Source organism: Thermus sp. NEB1569 (assembly GCF_022385295.1).
GTDB classification, from domain to species: Bacteria; Deinococcota; Deinococci; order Deinococcales; family Thermaceae; genus Thermus; species Thermus scotoductus.
In genome coordinates this window covers 1,147,772-1,164,299 of sequence record NZ_CP092445.1, presented here as the reverse complement: position 1 = coordinate 1,164,299, position 16,528 = coordinate 1,147,772, and the positions used below count along the sequence as shown (strand labels likewise).

The 16,528-nt window shown below is 66.1% G+C and carries 16 protein-coding genes, 1 tRNA gene and 1 riboswitch; of the genes, 8 read left to right on the top strand and 9 right to left on the bottom strand.

The window, feature by feature from the left end:
* Entirely contained in the window at nt 1-1,299 is a 1,299-nt protein-coding gene (gene mnmE / locus MI302_RS06735) for a tRNA uridine-5-carboxymethylaminomethyl(34) synthesis GTPase MnmE (RefSeq protein WP_239725276.1), read from the top strand.
* A 9-nt stretch (nt 1,300-1,308) separates the two neighbouring features.
* Here mnmE and metX read toward each other — a convergent pair whose 3' ends face one another.
* Both metX and MI302_RS06725 read right to left on the bottom strand, forming a co-directional pair.
* Entirely contained in the window at nt 1,309-2,451 is a 1,143-nt protein-coding gene (gene metX / locus MI302_RS06730; RefSeq protein ID WP_239725275.1) for a homoserine O-acetyltransferase, read from the bottom strand.
* Nucleotides 2,448-3,713, bottom strand: coding sequence for an O-acetylhomoserine aminocarboxypropyltransferase/cysteine synthase family protein (locus MI302_RS06725; protein ID WP_239725274.1), 1,266 nt, complete (start codon nt 3,711-3,713; stop codon nt 2,448-2,450). Before MI302_RS06725 ends, metX begins: the two co-directional genes overlap by 4 nt.
* Before the next feature lie 130 nt (nt 3,714-3,843).
* Nucleotides 3,844-3,980, bottom strand: a riboswitch (SAM riboswitch).
* A 116-nt stretch (nt 3,981-4,096) separates the two neighbouring features.
* On the opposite strand from MI302_RS06725, the gene MI302_RS06720 reads away from it, so the two are divergent.
* The 6 genes from MI302_RS06720 to MI302_RS06695 all read left to right on the top strand — a co-directional run bounded on the left by MI302_RS06720 (nt 4,097) and on the right by MI302_RS06695 (nt 9,473).
* Nucleotides 4,097-4,173, top strand: a tRNA-Pro gene (locus MI302_RS06720).
* A 40-nt stretch (nt 4,174-4,213) separates the two neighbouring features.
* The gene (locus tag MI302_RS06715) at nt 4,214-5,704 is read left to right on the top strand and encodes a PhoU domain-containing protein (protein ID WP_239725273.1); all 1,491 of its coding nucleotides are present in this window, start codon (nt 4,214-4,216) and stop codon (nt 5,702-5,704) included.
* A gap of 10 nt (nt 5,705-5,714) precedes the next feature.
* Nucleotides 5,715-6,230, top strand: coding sequence for an RsmD family RNA methyltransferase (locus MI302_RS06710; protein ID WP_239725272.1), 516 nt, complete (start codon nt 5,715-5,717; stop codon nt 6,228-6,230).
* The gene (gene coaD / locus MI302_RS06705; protein WP_019550177.1) at nt 6,231-6,716 is read left to right on the top strand and encodes a pantetheine-phosphate adenylyltransferase; all 486 of its coding nucleotides are present in this window, start codon (nt 6,231-6,233) and stop codon (nt 6,714-6,716) included.
* A 19-nt stretch (nt 6,717-6,735) separates the two neighbouring features.
* Nucleotides 6,736-8,325 (top strand): aldehyde dehydrogenase family protein, encoded by a 1,590-nt coding sequence (locus MI302_RS06700; protein WP_239725271.1) that lies wholly within the window; start codon nt 6,736-6,738, stop codon nt 8,323-8,325.
* Nucleotides 8,322-9,473 (top strand): WD40 repeat domain-containing protein, encoded by a 1,152-nt coding sequence (locus MI302_RS06695; RefSeq protein WP_239725270.1) that lies wholly within the window; start codon nt 8,322-8,324, stop codon nt 9,471-9,473. Before MI302_RS06700 ends, MI302_RS06695 begins: the two co-directional genes overlap by 4 nt.
* 2 nt (nt 9,474-9,475) lie before the next feature.
* Here the strand turns inward: MI302_RS06695 and MI302_RS06690 are convergent, their stop codons facing one another.
* Nucleotides 9,476-9,910, bottom strand: coding sequence for a hypothetical protein (locus tag MI302_RS06690; RefSeq protein ID WP_019550180.1), 435 nt, complete (start codon nt 9,908-9,910; stop codon nt 9,476-9,478).
* Between the two features lie 49 nt (nt 9,911-9,959).
* Complete coding sequence (gene aroH, locus MI302_RS06685; protein ID WP_126164481.1) at nt 9,960-10,328, bottom strand: chorismate mutase; 369 nt, start codon at nt 10,326-10,328, stop codon at nt 9,960-9,962.
* Between the two features lie 68 nt (nt 10,329-10,396).
* Here aroH and MI302_RS06680 point away from each other — a divergent pair, with 68 nt between their 5' ends.
* Entirely contained in the window at nt 10,397-11,050 is a 654-nt protein-coding gene (locus MI302_RS06680; protein WP_239726508.1) for a PIG-L deacetylase family protein, read from the top strand.
* Here the strand turns inward: MI302_RS06680 and MI302_RS06675 are convergent.
* From MI302_RS06675 to serS, 5 genes are read right to left on the bottom strand one after another with little or no spacing between them, the layout of a single operon-like run.
* A complete protein-coding gene (locus MI302_RS06675; protein ID WP_019550183.1) occupies nt 10,938-12,314 on the bottom strand; it encodes a chloride channel protein in 1,377 nt (458 codons plus the stop codon). The genes MI302_RS06680 and MI302_RS06675 overlap by 113 nt on opposite strands.
* Entirely contained in the window at nt 12,314-13,423 is a 1,110-nt protein-coding gene (locus MI302_RS06670) for an amidohydrolase family protein (protein ID WP_239725269.1), read from the bottom strand. Before MI302_RS06670 ends, MI302_RS06675 begins: the two co-directional genes overlap by 1 nt.
* Entirely contained in the window at nt 13,404-14,186 is a 783-nt protein-coding gene (locus MI302_RS06665; protein WP_026328914.1) for a GNAT family N-acetyltransferase, read from the bottom strand. Before MI302_RS06665 ends, MI302_RS06670 begins: the two co-directional genes overlap by 20 nt.
* Nucleotides 14,159-15,268: an o-succinylbenzoate synthase gene (gene menC / locus MI302_RS06660; RefSeq protein WP_038069387.1), complete on the bottom strand. Its 1,110-nt coding sequence runs from the start codon at nt 15,266-15,268 to the stop codon at nt 14,159-14,161. The genes MI302_RS06665 and menC overlap by 28 nt, the downstream gene beginning before the upstream one ends.
* The gene (gene serS, locus MI302_RS06655) at nt 15,259-16,527 is read right to left on the bottom strand and encodes a serine--tRNA ligase (RefSeq protein WP_038069386.1); all 1,269 of its coding nucleotides are present in this window, start codon (nt 16,525-16,527) and stop codon (nt 15,259-15,261) included. Before serS ends, menC begins: the two co-directional genes overlap by 10 nt.
* Nucleotide 16,528: the final 1 nt, after the last annotated feature.

The window sequence follows — 16,528 nt, the reverse complement described above, 5'->3', positions numbered from 1 at the left end:
ATGACCCTGAAGGACCCCATCTGCGCCATCGCCACTCCCTTGGGCAAGGGGGCCATCGGGGTGGTGCGGCTTTCCGGGGAGGGAGCCCTGGAGGTGGCAAGCCGGGTGTGGCGGGGAAAGGACCCCAGGAAGCTGAAAGGGGGGCGCTTTACCCTGGGGGAGGTGGTGGACCCGGAAACCGAGGAGGTGTTGGACCAAGCCCTGCTTTTGGTCTTCCGAGCCCCCAGGTCCTACACGGGGGAGGATGCCTGCGAGTTCCACACCCATGGTTCGATGGCGGTGCTGAGGAGGGTCCTGGAGGCCCTGGTGAAGGCGGGAGCCCGGCTGGCTGGTCCTGGGGAGTTCACCTTCCGGGCCTACATGAACGGGAAGCTGGACCTGGCGCAGGCGGAGGCGGTCTTGGCCCTGGTGGAGGCGGAAGGGGACCTGGCCCGCCGCCAGGCTTTGAGGAGCCTCGAGGGGAGCTTCTCCCGGAAAATCGCCGCCTTGGAGGATAGGCTTCTTTCCCTTCTTGCCCACATCCAGGCCCTTCTGGACTATCCCGAGGAGGGGGTGGAGCCCCTCGAGGCTAGACGAGTGATTGGGGAGGTGCTGGAGGAGGTGGAGGCCCTCCTTGCCCAGGCAAGGTCCTCCCGCCTGGCCCAACGGGGGGCCCGCCTGGCCTTGATCGGAGCTCCCAATGCGGGCAAAAGCTCGCTTCTAAACGCCCTTCTGGGCTACGAGCGGGCCTTGGTTTCCCCCATCCCCGGCACCACCCGGGACTACCTGGAAGCGCCTTTGGAGCTCTTCGGCATCCCCCTGGTGGCGGTGGACACAGCGGGCATTCGGGACACCTTGGATCCCCTGGAGCGGGCAGGGGTGGAAAGAGCTTTAAGAATTGCTGAGGAAGCCGATCTCGTGCTCTACGTGGCCGACCGCTCGGCTCCCAGGCCTTCCCTTCCTCCCTTACCCCCAAGGACCTTGAAGGTGGCCACCAAGGCGGACCTACCTCCCCTTTGGGAGGATGCGGAGTTTATCCCGGTGTCCAGCGTGACGGGGGAGGGATTAGGCCAGCTTAAGGAGGCCATCCGGGAGGCGTTTTTGGGCAGGGGGGGAGGGGAGTACCTCCTGAGTGAGCGGCAGATCGAGGCCCTTCATCAGGCCAGGGAGAGGCTTTTGGAGGCGAAAAACCTCCCGGAGGACCTTATGGGATTGGCCCTCGAGGAGGCCCTCAAGGCCCTGGCTTCCTTGAGGGGCAGGAAGGAGGTTTCCGAGGAGGTGGTGGCCCGGGTTTTCCAGAATTTCTGCGTGGGGAAGTAGCCGGGCCCCTCAGGGCAGGAAGGAATCCAGGATGGCCTCCACCTGGTCGGTTTCGATCAGGAAGGCGTCGTGGCCGTGGGGGCTACGGATCTCCCGGTACCTTCCTCCGCTTAAGCGGGCCACCTGCCGCACCTCCTCGGCGGGGTAGAGGAGGTCGGTGTCTATGCCCACGAAGAGGGAGGGCAGGTTTTTTAGCCGCTTCAGGGCTTCCTCCACCCCACCCCTTCCCCGGCCCACATCGTGGGTATCCATAGCCCGGGAGAGAACCAGGTAGCTTTCCGCATGGAAGCGCTTAAGGAACTTCTCCCCCTGGTAGTCCAGGTAGGTTTCCCCCTTTTCGGGCTCCTGGCCCCAGCGGGTTTCAAAGCCCTTGGGTGCCCGGTAGCTCATCATGGCGATGCCCCGGGCCAGGGCCATGCCCTTGGGGGCAGGATGACCGGCATGGTACTCAGGGTCTAGGAGGATGGCCTGGCGGCTTAGATGGTTGAAGGCCCGGGCCCAGGGGCCATGCCTTGCGGGAGCGGCCAGGACCACCAGTTTCTTCACCCTTTCCGGGTACATGAGGGCGAACTCCAGGGCCACCATGCCGCCCAAGCTTCCCCCGATCACGATGGCCTTCTCCACCCCCAGGTGGTCCAAAAGCCTTGCCTGGGCCCGGGCCAGGTCGCGGATGGTAAGGGGAGGAAACTCCTTGGCGTAGGGCCTTCCCGTGCGGGGGTCTAGGGTGAGAGGTCCGGTGGAGCCATAGCAGCTTCCCAGGTGGTTGGCGGAGATCACGTAGTAGAGAGCAGGGTCCAGGATCCGCCCGGGGCCCACCAGGGAATCCCACCACCCTTGGGGGCCGAAGGCCTTCTCCAGGGGGGAGAGGCTTTGGAAGGTGGCCTCGTCGTAGGTGCCTGCCAAGTGGGCGCTTCCCGTGAGGGTGTGGAAGACCAAGACCGCGTTGTCCCTAAGCCGGGAAAGCCGGCCGTAGGTTTCAAACCGCAGGCGCACCTCGGGCAGGAAGCCCCCAAGCTCGGTGTAAAACCCTTCCCGCCTGGGGAAGAGCACGGCGGTGCGGGGCCTGGGAGGGGGGATGGAAAGGGGGGAGCGGGGAGGCTTGAGGATGAGGGCCTCGTGCTCCCCCCAGGTTTCCAGGGCGATCTCGCTCATGCCAGGGCCTCCCTAAGCTCCGCTTTCAAGTCGTCCACATGCTCGAGGCCCACGCTCAAGCGCACCATCTCCGGCAAAACCCCCGCCAGGGCCTGCTCCTCCGGGGAGAGCTGGGAGTGGGTGGTGGAGGCGGGGTGGATGGCCAGGGTCCGGGTATCCCCCACGTTGGCCAGGTGGGAGATGAGCTTAAGGCGGGAGATGAAGCGCTTGGCGGCCTCGTACCCTCCCTTCAGGCCAAAGGTGAGGACAGCTCCCGGTTTCCCCCGGAAGTACTTCTGGGCGCGGGCGTGGTGGGGATGCTGGGGGAGGCCCGGGTAGTTCACCCAGGCCACCTGGGGTTGCTCCGCAAGCCAGTGGGCCAGGTGGAGGGTGTTTTCCACGTGGCGCTCCGCCCGTAGGGAAAGGGTTTCCATACCGAGAAGCACCACCCAGGCCTCAAAGGGCCCCAGGGCCTGTCCCTGGTCCCGAAGCCCATCCACCCGGGCCTTCACGATGAAGGCCAGGTCCCCAAAGGCCTCCACCAACCTGAGGCCGTGGTACCCGGGCTGAGGCTCGGTGAGGAGGGGGTAGCGGCCGTTGTCCCAGGGGAAGTTCCCCCCGTCCACGATGCCCCCGGCGATCACCGCCCCGTGCCCTCCCACCCACTTGGTGAGGGAATGGGTTACCACCGCCGCTCCCCATTCCAGGGGCCTAAGGAGGTAGCCCCCCATGCCGAAGGTGTTGTCCACGAAAAGGGCTACCCCCACTTCCCGGGCGGCTTGGGCCAGGGCCTCGAGGTCCGGGATGTTCAGGGCGGGGTTGCCGATGGACTCCACCCACCAGGCCCGGGTTTTCCCGTCGGTGAGGGCTAAGAACTCCTCGGGGCGCTCTTCCTTGGAGGTGAAGCGCACCTCTATCCCAAGCCGCTTCAGGGTTACCTTGAACTGATTGAAGGTGCCCCCGTACAGGTTCGGAGTGGAAACGATGTTGTCCCCCGCCTGGGCCAGGGTGGTGAGGGCCAGGAACTGGGCGGCGTGGCCCGAAGAGGTGGCCAGCGCAGCCTTGCCCCCCTCGAGGGCCGCCAGACGCCGTTCCAGCACCTCCACCGTGGGGTTCATGATGCGGCTATAGATGTTCCCGAACTCCTTCAAAGCGAAGAGGTTGGCGGCGTGCTCGGGACTCTGGAAAAGGTAGCTGGTGGTGGGGTAGATGGGCACCTGGCGGCTTAAGGTGGTGGGCTCGGGCTCGTAGCCGGCATGGAGCTGCAAGGTTTCAAAGCGCATCCTTGGCCTCCTTTCCAAGAACCCGCCTGGGGCGCTTGGGAAGGGGCCAATAAGAAGGCCCCTTCTGGCGGGAAGTGCAAGGGCACCGTTCTCTCGCCTAGAAGGGGTTGGGCGTGGCGCTTACCCCCCTCTCTTATCGTCCCCGGGCGTTTCCCCCACCCGGGCCGGCCTTGGCACCAGCCCCACCCGCATCCGGCCATGAAACGGAAGGGATGGGAGGTTGCCGCGGTTTCACAGGGCCGTACCCTCCACCGCTCTGGATAAGAGAACGGGCTGGTTTTCGCCGCGCCCCGGCGCGGTTAAGGGTCAGTGTAGGGGTTTGGGGCTTGGCCGTCAACACCCTTTGACCTTTTGGCCCTCCTCCCCTATACTGAACTCCGCTACGGGGAGTAGCGCAGCCCGGTAGCGCACCTCGTTCGGGACGAGGGGGTCGCTGGTTCAAATCCAGTCTCCCCGACCAGAAGGCCGGCCCTCGGGCCGGCTTTTCGTATACTCCTCCCGTGGGCTTTCTGGCGGGCCTTGCCCTTTTGCTTTTGGGGTTGCACCTGATCGGGGAAGGGCTTTCCTCGGTCAAGGGAAAGAGGTACCTGTTGGCCCGGGCCTTTTCCAGGCCGGGGAGCCTTCTGCTTTCCGGTCTTCTCCTGGGGCTTCTTTCGGGTAGCGGCACCGGCCTTTCCCTCCTGGCCCTGGGGCTTTTGGAAGGGGGGATACTTTCCCTGGGGCAGGCCGCCCTCCTTTCCCTGGCTGCCACCGCCGGGGCCGGCGCCTGGGTGGGGGTGGTGGCCCTGGCGCAAAGGGAGGTGGCCGAGGTCCTGCTGGCTCTGGGCCTCCCTCTTTTCCTCTTCCGGGGAAGCCGAAGCGGCGGGTTGGTTCTTTTGGGCTTGGGCCTTCTTTTCCTGGGCTTTTTGGAGATGGGCCAGGGGGCCAAGGCTTTTGCGCCCCTTTTGAGCCTGCTTAATCCGGGTCCATGGGCCCTGTACCTGGTGGGGATCGTCCTGGCCTTTTTCCTGGGAACCGCCAACGGGGTGGCGGCCTTGGCCCTTGCCCTTATGCCCTTTTTGGGACAGGGGGGGAGCATGGCCTTGACCCTGGGGGCGGGGGTGGGGGTTTCGGGAGCCCTTTTTCTGGCGGCCTTGGGGGGCAGGCGGGAGGGATGGGCCTTGGGGGTGGCCCTTTTGGGGCATCGCTTTCTCTTTTCCCTGCCTTTTTTGGTTCTGCTTGGGCCGCTTGGGAGCGTGGGGGTGGTGGGGCTCCACCTCTTAAGCCACCTGGCCTACGCCATAGCCTTTCTTCCCCTCCAGGGGCGTTACCTGCGCCTTACCGAAGGTCTCTTTCCCCGCCGCACCGTAAGCCCCAAGTACCTTTCCCCCGAGGCTTTGGAAACCCCTAGCCTGGCCTACGCCCTGGTGCAGCGGGAGCTTGGCCGGGTGGCGGATGCCGTGCGGAACATGCTGGCGCGGGCGGTGCGGATCCTGGCCCAGGAGGAAGGGGGCGAGGCGGAGCTCGAGGCGCTGGAGGACAAGGTGGACCGGCTTACCCGGGAGGTGGTCCTCTACACCGCCGAGCTTTCCACCCGCACCCAGGAGGAACGGGCGGTGCGGTTCTTCGTGGCGGCCAGTGAGCTTGAGCACCTGGGGGATCTGGTGCGAAGGGTGGTGCGCCAGGCGGAGAAGCTTTGGGCCCAGGGCCTGACCTTTAGCCCGGAAGGCAAGGAGGACCTTTTGGAGGCGGGAAGGTTGGTGCTGGGCCGCCTCGAGCGCATGGCGGCCGCCTTGGCCACGGGGGACAAGGCCCTGGCGGAGGGGGTTTTGTCCGAGGAAAGGGAGGTGGCGGCCTTTCTGGATCGCCTGCGCCGGGCCCACCTGAGCCGTTTGGAGAGTGGCCGGGCGGAAAGCCGGGCCACCACCTTGGCCCACCTGGATCTCCTCATCACCCTGGAGGAGGTTTCCAGCGGGGTGGACAGGCTTTGCCGCCTGGTCCTGGAGCTTTAAGCTAGGAAGCGTGGTGAGGATCCTGGGCGGCAAGGCCAAGGGGGTGCCCTTGAAGGTGCCGGCTTCGGCCAGGCCCTCCCCCGTGCGCCTGCGGAAGGCTCTTTTTGACTACCTGCGCCTGCGCTACCCCAAGCGGGGTCGGTTCCTGGACCTCTATGCGGGGAGCGGGGCGGTGGGCCTCGAGGCGGCCAGCGAGGGCTTTGAGGCCACCCTGGTGGAGAAGGACCAGGAAGCGGTGGCCCTCCTTAAGGAAAACCTCCGCCGCACGGGGCTTCGGGCCCGGATCGTTCCCCTTCCCGTGGAGGTCTTCCTGCCGGAGGCCAAGGCTAAAGGCGAGCGCTACACCGTGGCCTTCATGGCCCCGCCCTATCCCCTGGACCTGGTCCAGGCCTTCCAGGCCCTCCTGGAAAGCGGCCTGGTGGAGAAGGGGGGCCTTTACATCCTGCAGCACCCTAAGGACCTGCACCTGCCCTTCGGGGAGCGGCGGGTTTACGGGGAAAACGCCCTCACCCTGGTGGAGGCTTAGATGCACGTGGTCTATCCCGGAAGCTTTGATCCCCTTACCAACGGCCATTTGGACGTGATCCAGCGGGCAAGCCGCCTCTTTGACCGGGTTACGGTGGCGGTGCTGGAAAACCCCAACAAGCGGGGGCAGTACCTCTTTACCGCCGAGGAGCGGCTCAACATCGTGCGGGAGGCCACCGCCCACCTGCCCAACGTGGAGGCCCGCACCTTTTCCGGCCTTCTGGTGGATTTCGTGAGGCAGGTGGGGGCCCAGGCCATCGTCAAGGGCCTGAGGGCGGTTTCCGACTACGAGTACGAGCTCCAGATGGCCCACCTGAACCGCCAGCTTTTGCCGGGCTTGGAAACCCTCTTCATCCTGGCGGCCACCCGCTATTCCTTTGTTTCCAGCACCATGGTGAAGGAAATCGCCCGCTACGGGGGGGATGTGTCCAGGCTGGTGCCCCCGGCCACCCTAAGGGCCCTCAAGGCCAAGTTCGGCCAGGGGTAAAATCCCCTTGGAGGTTGTCATGAGGGCTTTTTCCAGCAAGTACGGGAACACCCTGGAGTTCGGTCACCTCATCGGGGGGGAGGAGGTCTTTGAAGGGAGGGTTCTGGAGAGGCGGAATCCCTCGGACCTCGAGGACCTGGTGGCCCGCTTCCCCGAGGGAAGCAAGGAAACCCTGAGGAAAGCCGCCCTAAAGGCGCGGGAGGCCTTCAAGGAGTGGAGCCAGACCCCTGCGTCCGTGCGGGGGCAGGTGCTTTTCAACCTGGCCAAGATTCTGGAACGGGAGAAGCCCACCCTGACCCGGCTCATGGTCAGGGAGGTGGGGAAGACCTTCAAGGAGGCGGGGGGAGATGTCCAGGAGGCCATAGACACCGCCATATTCTTTGCCTCCGAGGGCCGGAGGCTTTACGGCCAGACCGTTCCCAGCGAGATGCGGGATAAGGAGCTTTTCACCTTCCGCAGGCCTTTGGGGGTGGTGGGGATGATCACCGCCGGGAACTTCCCCATCGCCGTGCCCAGCTGGAAGCTGATCCCTGCGGTCCTTGCGGGCAACACCGTGGTCTGGAAGCCTTCCGATGACTCCCCGGTTCTTTCCTATATCTTCGTCAAGCTCTTTGAGGAGGCGGGCCTCCCTCCCGAGGTCATCAACGTGGTCTTTGGAGGGGGGAAGGACTCCACGGGCCAGTGGCTGGTGGAGCTCATGGACGAGGGTGTCCTCAACAAGTTCGCCTTCACCGGCAGCACCAAGGTGGGGCGCTGGATCGGGGAGGTGGCGGGGCGGAACCTGATCCGGCCCACCTTGGAGCTTGGGGGAAAGAACCCCCTGGTGGTGATGCGGGATGCCGATCTGGATTTGGCGGTGGAAGGGGCCTGGTGGAGCGCCTTTGCCACCGGGGGGCAGCGGTGCACCTCGGCGGGGAACATCCTGGTGGATGCCCCCATCTACGAGGAGTTCAAGAAGCGCTTCCTGGAAAGGACCGAGGCCACGGTGGTAGGAAACCCTCTTCTCCACCTCGAGGTCACCTACGGCCCCTTCATCAACGAGCGCCTGTTCCAGCGCTGGCTGGAACACTACACCTGGGGGCAGGAGGATGGGGCTACCTTGCTCTTTGGCAAGGGGCGGATCACCCGGCAAAACCCCTACCCCCGCTTCCAGGGCGACCCCGAGGCGGGTCTTTACGGCTGGCCCACGGTCTGGGAGGCCAAGCCCGGCATGCGCCAGTTCGCCGAGGAGATCTTCGGCCCCACCATCAACCTGGTTAAGGTGGACGGCATCGAGGAGGCCATCGAGGTGGCCAACGCTACACCCTACGGCCTATCCAGCGCCATTTACACCAACCACCGCCACTGGGCGTACCTCTTCAAGGTGGGCATCCGGGCGGGGATGACCAGCATCAACAACACCACCGTGGGCGCCGAGGCCCACCTGCCCTTCGGTGGGGTAAAGGCCAGCGGCAACGGGGCCCGGGAATCCGGGATTTGGGTCATAGAGGAGTACACCTACTGGCATGCGGTGAACGAGGAGTACTCGGGCCGCCTCCAGCTGGCCCAGATGGACACGGGCTACGTGCGCCCCAAGGCGCCCACCCCCTGGGGGGAGGTGTTGGGATGAGGGCGCTTGGCCTCTTGCCCCTCCTCCTCCCGGCCCTGGCCCAGACCCTCGCCCCGGCCTTTCAACTGGACTGCCGCTTCCGGGGAGAGGCCAGGCCCGCCCAGGTCTTCTGGGACAGTAGCCTCTTGGGGACCTGCCCCCTCGAGGTCCAGGCCGCCCCGGGCCGCCACCTTCTCCGCCTGCGCCTCGAGGAGCCTGGGGGGACCTACCTGGCCTACGAGGCCCGGGTGGAGGTGGGGGAAGGGGGCCTGGGGGCCTTCACCGCCGAACTCCTGCGCTATGACCCCCAGGGGGAAGCCCTTAAGGGAGGAAAGGGCTTGGTCTACGCCTTGGCCTACGGTCCCCAGGGGGTCTTGGCCCTGGGGGATGAGGCCGGGCAGGTCCGCTTCCTCCCCCCGGGTCGCCCCCCCCTGGACCTCAAGGGGCACGCCTCCTACGTGCGCGACCTGGCCTTCAGCCCCGACGGCCGCTACCTCGCCTCGGCCTCGGGGGATGGGACGCTGCGCCTTTACGATGCCCAGGGCCGTTTCCTCCGGGCTTTGGGCAAGGGGCCGGCTTTCCTCAAGGTGGGCTTTGACTCAAGGGGCCGCCTCTTCGGCCTCCAGCTCCGCGGAAACCTCACCCTGTTTGACCCTGCCACGGGAAAGGTCCTGGCCACTCGCTCCTTAAGCCCTTACCTCTTCTCCGCAGCCCAAAGCCCCGGGGGGAGGGTTCTCGGCTTGGGGCTTTCCGTGGGCCGGGTGGAGGTGTGGGACCTCACCCTCCCAGGGAAGCGGGGGGAGATCCGGGTCCCGGGAGGGCCGGTCTACGCCCTGGCCTTCCGCCCCGACGGCCGCTACCTCGCCGTGGCTTCGGCGGACGGGGGGGTGAGGCTTTTGGACCTCCTGGCCCCGGACGGGCCTGAACCCCGGCTCCTCTACGCCCACAAGGACCTGACCTTGAGCCTGGCCTTCAGTCCGGACGGCCGTTACCTAGCCTCCGGAGGGCAGGACCGGGAGGTGCGCCTCTACGACCTCGAGGCGGGCCTTTTGGAGCGGGTTTACGTGGGGCATACCGGTCCGGTGTACGGGCTGGATTTCCACCCCCAAACCCCCACCTTGGCCACAAGTGGGGGGGAAGGTCGGGTCCTCCTCTTCCGTCTGCCCTAGGCCTACTGGCCCGTCTCCACCGCCTGGGCCTGGGCTGCCCAGCGCTCGGCCTCGGCCCGGTCCCCGCGCTGGTTGGCGTAGAAGGCCAGGGTCCGGGCCACCTTGGCCGCCGCCTGCCTGGCGGCCTCGTCCCAGGTGCCCCCCTTTTCCCGATAGTTCATCCAGGCCTCCCAGGCGCGGATGGCCCACTGGGTCTCGGTGTAGATCTCGGCCAAAAGACGGAGGGCCCGGAGGTCGTTGGGGTTTTGCTTCGCCAGGGCCTCCGCGGCCTCCAAGGCCCGCTTCCAGGGCGCGAGGTCCACGAATCCTACGGGGTAGGCCTTCCGGGCTTCCTGCCGCAGGGCCTCCACCCTTTCCAGGGTGAGGCCCCCCGCCTGCTGGGCCACTCCTAGGCTGAGAAGCGCCGCTATCCCCCAAGCCAGATATGCCTTTTTCATCCTACACCTCCCTTTTTAGGGTACGCCCAAGGGGCCAGGGTGTCAAGGCTCATTGGGCGCTTTCCAGATCGGGCCTAAGCCGCACCGCCTCCCTTAAGTACACGTGGCGCACCTGGTCCTGGGGTGTGTCGGTGTTCCAGAGGGCGAGGACGCGGATGACCCGGGGGAGGCTTCCCGGCACCGGCACCTCCCGGGCGGACAGCAGGGGAACCCGGTGCATGCCTATCTGGCGGGCGGCCTCGGCGGGAAAGGCCGAATGTAGGTCCTCCGTAACCGTGAAGATGATGGCTGCCAGCTCCTCGTGGCTTTGGATGCCGTTTGCCTCCAGCATCTTAAGGAGAAGCTCCCGCGTGGCTTGATGGATGGCCTCCGGCGTATCCTCCTCCACGGTGATGGCACCCCTGATGCCCCGGACCATAGTTGGGCTCCATGCTAAGGGGTTTAGGCCGTTGGCACAAGACGGGTAGACTGGGAGTTGTGAATCTGATGGCGGTGTTCGCCCATCCCGATGACGAGATCGGGGCTTCAGGCACCCTGGCCCTCCACGCCCGGCGGGGGGACCGGGTGCTTTTGGTCTGGATGACCAAGGGGGAGTTGGCGAGCCAGTTCGGGGAGCTGGAAGAGGACAGGGTGGCCGAGATACGGGAGGGGCACGGGGCCCATGTGGCCCGGTTGATCGGGGCCGAGTACCGTTTTCTACCCTTTCGCGATACCTTTCTCACCGGGGGCAGGGAGGAAGCCCTGGCCTTGGCTCGGTTGATGGCCGAGTTCCAGCCGGATGCGGTCATCACCTGGGACCCTTGGGATGTGCACCCTGATCACCGGGCCACCCATAGGGCGGTGCTTTCCGCCCTGAAGCTTTGCCGGATTCCCAAGCTGGTGGGGGAGGCGCACCGGAAGCCGGTGCGCCTTTACCACTACCCGAGGCGGGATATTAGCCGGCCCTATGTGTACGTGGACATTTCCACCACCCAGGAGGTGGCGGAGGCGGTGTTCCGCTTCTACCAGGAGTTCTATGGCTGGCCGGTTACCCTCGAGGATTTTCGGGCTCAGCGGCGGCTTCGGGGTCGGGAGACGGGGGTTCCCTTTGCGGAGGCGTTTCAGACGGACTCCCCTCCGGCGTGGCCTGCTCTTCCCTAACGCCTTCCGCAGGATTGTAGGCAGGGGTGAGCACGTAGGCTAAGAGCACTGCGGGAAGGACCAGGGGCAAGGTGGCGTACCCGCCCCACTCCGCTGCCAGAACGGTGGCCGCGAAGGGAGCGCGGGCTACCCCCGCCAGCACCGCCACACCCCCGGCCAGGGCCAGGGTTTCAGGAGGAAGGGCCAGCGGGCCCGGCAGATGGGCCAGGAAAGCTCCCAAGAGCCCTCCCAGGACCAGGGCAGGGGTGTAGGGGCCCCCGTAGGCCCTTATCCCGCTGGCCAGGAGGAGAAGGAGGAGCTTGGCGAAAAGGAGGGACAGCACGGCTAGGGGGGGCAGAAGGGGAGTGGTGGCCACGGCTACCCAGCCCAGGCCACTCCCCAAGGCTTCGGGCAGAATGAGGAGGGCCAGGGCCAAGGCCAGGCCCAGGAGGGCATGGCGCCAGGGGTAGGGAAGAGGGCGGATGCGGCCTTCCAGAAAGCGCGAACCTTCCACCCAAAGGGTGGCCAGGGCAGCGGCCACCAGCCCTACCAGGGCGCCGGCGGGGAGGGCACCCATATCCACCTGGGCCTGGAAGGGTAGAAGGGGAGTGTAGCCGTAGAAGGCCCCGTAGACGGCAAAACCCGCCAAGGCCCCGATCAAGGCTGGGGTAAGGGCCCGGGCCTCGAGGAGCAGGCTCCGGTAAAGAATCTCCGTGGCCAGGAGGGCTCCGGCCACGGGAGCGTGCAGGCTGGCTCCAAGCCCGGCGGCGAGCCCGGCAAAGGCCAGCCCCCCACCCAGTCGAGGAAAGCGCCGGTCCAGCCCCCGGCCCAGCCAAAGCCCCAGCACCCCAAAGGGACCCTCGCGCCCCATGGGGGAGTAGAGGGAAAGCTGGAGTATCCCTCCCAACACGGCCCGCAGGTGGGAGGAGGGGGGGCTTGGCCGGTCCTCCCGGGCCTGGAGAAGAAAGGCGGCAAGCCCCTGGCCGGTTCCCAGGAAGCTGGTGAGGGCGAAGAGGAGGGGCAGGAGGAAGGCAAGGGGCCAGAGGGATGGTCCGGTGAAGACCTGGGCCAGGCCTCCTTCCCCGGGGGGTTCGGGGGCCAGGTACCCGAAGAAAAGGCCCAAGGCCTCGGTCAAGGCTCTAAGCAAGGCGTTCAGAAAGGCCAGGAGGAGCCCGGCCAAGGCTCCGGTGAAGGCGCTATAGAGGATGAGAGGTCCCGTATGCCGGACCTCCTGGTCCCAGAGGGAGGGGAAGCCGAGCTGGGGGCCGCGGCCCAAGGGGCGCATCAGAGGGAGTGTACCAGACTGGCGGGGCTTCCCCGGGTCAGGCGGGGGGTGGGAAGGCTCAGGGCCCGGTACCCTCCCCGGGTCAGGGCCCGAATGAGAACCCGGGGATCCACCTTCTCCCAGAGGAAAAGGGCCTCGTTTTTCACGTCCAGGTCTGGGCTGCTGGCCCGGGAGTCCGTGCCCAGGGCCAGCTCCACCCCATGGCGGGCGTAGAGGTGGATGGGAGCCTCCCCCACCTGCAGGTAAGCGTTGGACCGGGGGCAGAGGATGACCTTGGTGCCGGAATCCGCTAGCATCCTCACCTCTTCCTCGTCCACCTGCACCCCGTGGACCAAAAGGGTGTTGGGGCCCAAGGCGCCAAGGGCCTGAAGGTAGCGGATAGGGGTTAGGCCCGGGGGTTCAAAGGGGGTTCGGCTGAAGCGTCCGTGGATCTGGGTTAAAAACCCCTCTCCTTTTTGCAGGAAGGCTGCTTCTTCCTGGCTTTCCCCTGCGTGGATCATGAGGGAAAGGCCCTCAGCCCTGGCGTACTGGGCGAGCCGCCGCAACAGCGGTGCGCTCACCGAGTAGGGGGCATGGGGGGAAAGCCCCACCCTCACCCGTCCTTCCAGGCGCCGCCAGGCCTTGACCTTTGCCTGGACCTGCTGGAACACTTCCTCGGCGTCCTCGGGATCCGGGGCGAAGACCTCGTAGAAGGCCACCCCCGGCAGGGGGCTTTCCCGAAGCAGGAACTCCATGACCTCATCCTTGAACACCACGTCGGCGAAGGCCCCTGCCCCGGAGCGCAGGAGTTCCTCCAGGCCCTGCTTTGCCGCCTCGAGGCCCCGCTTTTCCCTATGGGCCACCACATGGGGGATGAAGCCGGAAAAGGGACCCCGGTAAAGGGGGTGTAGGGAAAGATCCAGGTGGGTGTGGGCGTTCACGGGGGGTGGGAAGAGGGCCTTTCCCTTGGGGACCACTTCCGCCTGGGGGAAGCGCGCCCGAAGCTCCTCCAGGCTTCCCTGGCCCACCACGGTGGGTCCCTGGACCGCTATGGCCCCCCGGAGCATGGGGGTGCCGAAACCCGTGTAGACCACCTCGGCGGTCCAGAGCTCAGTCCTTAGCCAGAACATAGCGGTTGGGGTTTCGGGCGAAGTCCACGGCCCGGTAGCCCTGGGCGAAGTAGTGGCCTAGGACCAGGCGGCTATGTTCCCGCCACGCCAGCGCCAGGGCTGGGTCTTCCCGCAGGATCCTTCCCCAGTCCTCGGGGATTTGGAAAAGGAGACGGGGGCCCTCGAGGTCCAAGAAGGCCTCCACGGGCTTTTCCGCCTCCACCCGGTTGGTCTGGGGCAACCCCTCCAGCAGGGGTTCAGGCGGCGGGGTGTAGATGCGGGCGTAGACCCTTTCCGAAAGGAGCTCCCACTCCGCCAGAAGCCGGTCCGAGGGGGCCCCGGCGTTGATGCCCGTCATGGGGCCGTAGTGGTCGGGAAGGTAGGTTTTGGCGGTGGCCCCAAGCTTCCTCAGGTTGAAGTTGGCGTTTACCCCCCGTAAGGGGTCGAAGGTCCAGACCACCTTCTTTATCCCCCGGGCCAGGCACCAGTCCCGCTGGAAGCGCTTTAGCCAAAGCGCGGCCCCCGTGCCCCGGTAGGCTTCCAGAACCCCCAGCATGTGGGAGTGCTGCAGGGTGGGGTCTTGGGTGGGGAAGCCAAAGACGAAGCCCACCATCCGCCCTTCCACGAAGGCTCCCGCCACCAGGCCCCCTTCATCCTGAACCGCAATGAGAAGGCCCCTTGGCACCAGATCGCTTTCCGCACGGCCCCAGACCTCCCGCTGGAGCTCCACCACGGCCTCCATCTCCTCAGGGCCCTTTAGCTCGCGGACATGTACCTCTGCCATAGGGTGATCCGCTCCACCAAGGGAAGCTTCAGGTGCACGCCGATACCTGGACCCTCGGGCACGGGCATAAGGCCCTCCTCCGCCTCGAGGGCCTCCTCCACGATGTCCTCCTCCCAGTAGCGGCTGGCCGAGCTCACGTCCCCGGGCTTGGTGAAGGCGGGCAGGGTGGCCAGGTGGAGGTTGTGGGCCCGGCCCACCCCAGCCTCCAGCATTCCTCCCATCCAAAGGGGAATCCCAGCGCTTTGGGCCAGGGCGTGGACCTTGAGGCTTTCCCCATGGCCCCCAAGCCGGGCCGGCTTGATGTTGAACACCTTTCCTGACATGAGCTCCATGGCCTTTCTCGCCTTTTCCGCGGAGGTGAGGCTTTCGTCCAGGCAGATGGGGGTGGCGATCTCCCGTTGAAGCCGGGCGTGGTCCAGGAGGTCATCGTAGCCCAGGGGTTGCTCGATGTAATCCAGGAAGAGCTCGTCCAGCCGTTTCAGCCGGGGAAAGTCGGAGAGGCGGTAGGCGCTGTTGGCGTCGGCGGTTAGGGTGGCTTCCGGGAAGGCCTGGCGCACGGCTTTCAGCACCTCGTAGTCCCAGCCCGGCTTGATCTTGAGCTTGATGCGCCGGTACCCCTCGGAAAGGTGCCGTTCCACTGCCTTCAGGGTGTCCGCCACTGTGGGCTGGATGCCCAGGGAGACGCCTACCTCCACCGCCTGCCGTACCCCGCCCAAGACCTGCCAAAGAGGCTTCCCCAGGCCCTTGGCAAAGAGGTCCCAGAAGGCCATCTCCAGGACCGCCTTGGCCATGGGGTTTCCCCGGAAAGGGGCGAGGGCCTGGCTTAGGGCCTCAGGGTTGGGAAAGTCCTTTCCCAGAACCTGGGGCAGGAAGACCTCCTCCAGGAGGTAGCGGGCGCTGGCCACGGTTTCCTCCCGGTAGAGGGGGAGCTTCTCCATCACCCCTTCCCCTAGGCCCTCGAGGCCCTCTCCGAAAAGCCTCAGGAGGAGGATGGTTCGCTTGGTCTGCACCCCGAAGCTGGTTTCAAACCGGAACTTCAGGGGTAGCTCCAGGATCCTAAGCTCTGCAGCTTCTAGACGCATGGCTCCAGCACCTCCTTGCCCAGGTAAGGAACAAGGGCCTCGGGTACCCTCACCCGTCCATCGGGAAGCTGATGGTTTTCCAAAAGCATCACCAGGATCCTGGGGGTGGCCAAAGCCGTGTTGTTCAGGGTGTAGGCGTACTGCACCCTGCCCTCCTTGTCCCGGTAGCGGAGGTCTGCCCTCCGGGCCTGCCAGTCCAGAAGGGCCGAGCAGGAGTGGGTTTCCCGGTACCGCCCCTCCGAGGGGACCCAGACCTCCAGGTCCACCTGCCGCCACTTGCCCGGGCCCATGTCCCCGGTGGACACCTCCAGGAGGCGGTAGGGAAGCTCCAGAAGCTTAAGGATCTCCTCGGCGTTTTGCAAAAGCTCCTGGAAGGCTTGGTCCGAGGCCTCGAGGCTCGCCTCGGTGAGCACGTACTGCTCCACCTTGTGGAACTGGTGCACCCGCATGAGGCCCCGCACGTCCTTGCCGAAGCTGCCCGCTTCCGAGCGGAAGGCGGGAGCGTAGCCGGCGTACCGCTTGGGAAGCTCTTCCTGCTGCAAAATCTCTCCGCTATGAAGGGCGTTTAAGACCACCTCCGCGGTGCCCGTGAGGTAGAGGTCCGTGCCGGCGATGGGCCAGACCTGGTCCCTGGCGGCCGGGAAGTGCCCGGTGCCGATGAAGGCCTTCTCCCTGGCGTAGGAGGGAAGGGTCAAGGGAGTGTAGCCCTTTCGCACCATGAAGTCCATGGCGAAGCGGATGAGGGCCAGCTCATAAAGGGCCAAGTCCCCCCTCAAGGCATAGGTGCGGCTTCCCGAAACCTGGCTGATCCTGGGTTCCCACCAACCGTTTTTCTCCAGGAGGCTCACGTGGTCCAGGGGGGGGAAGGAAAACTCCGGTGGGGCTCCCACTCGCTTGATCTCCACGTTGGCGGAGTCGTCAGGGCCCACCGGAGCCCCTGGCCAGGGGGGAAGGGGTACCTTAAGGAGAAGTTCCCAGAGCTGGGCTTCCTTCTCCCGCAGGGCTTCCTCCACCCTCTTGGCCTCCTCCGCCAGGGCCTTGCCGCGGGCCACCAGGTCGGGCCTCGCCTCAGGGGGTGCCTTGGGGACCTCCTTGGCGATGCGGTTGCGCTCGGTCTGAAGCTCCTGGAGCCGGGCCTTTAAGCCCTGTACCTCGGCGTCCAGGGCCAGAAGGGCATCCAGATCCAGGGCCACCCCCTTCAGGCGGATGGCTTCCCGATAGACCTCGGGGTTGCGGCGGAGATGCTTGAGGTCCACCATG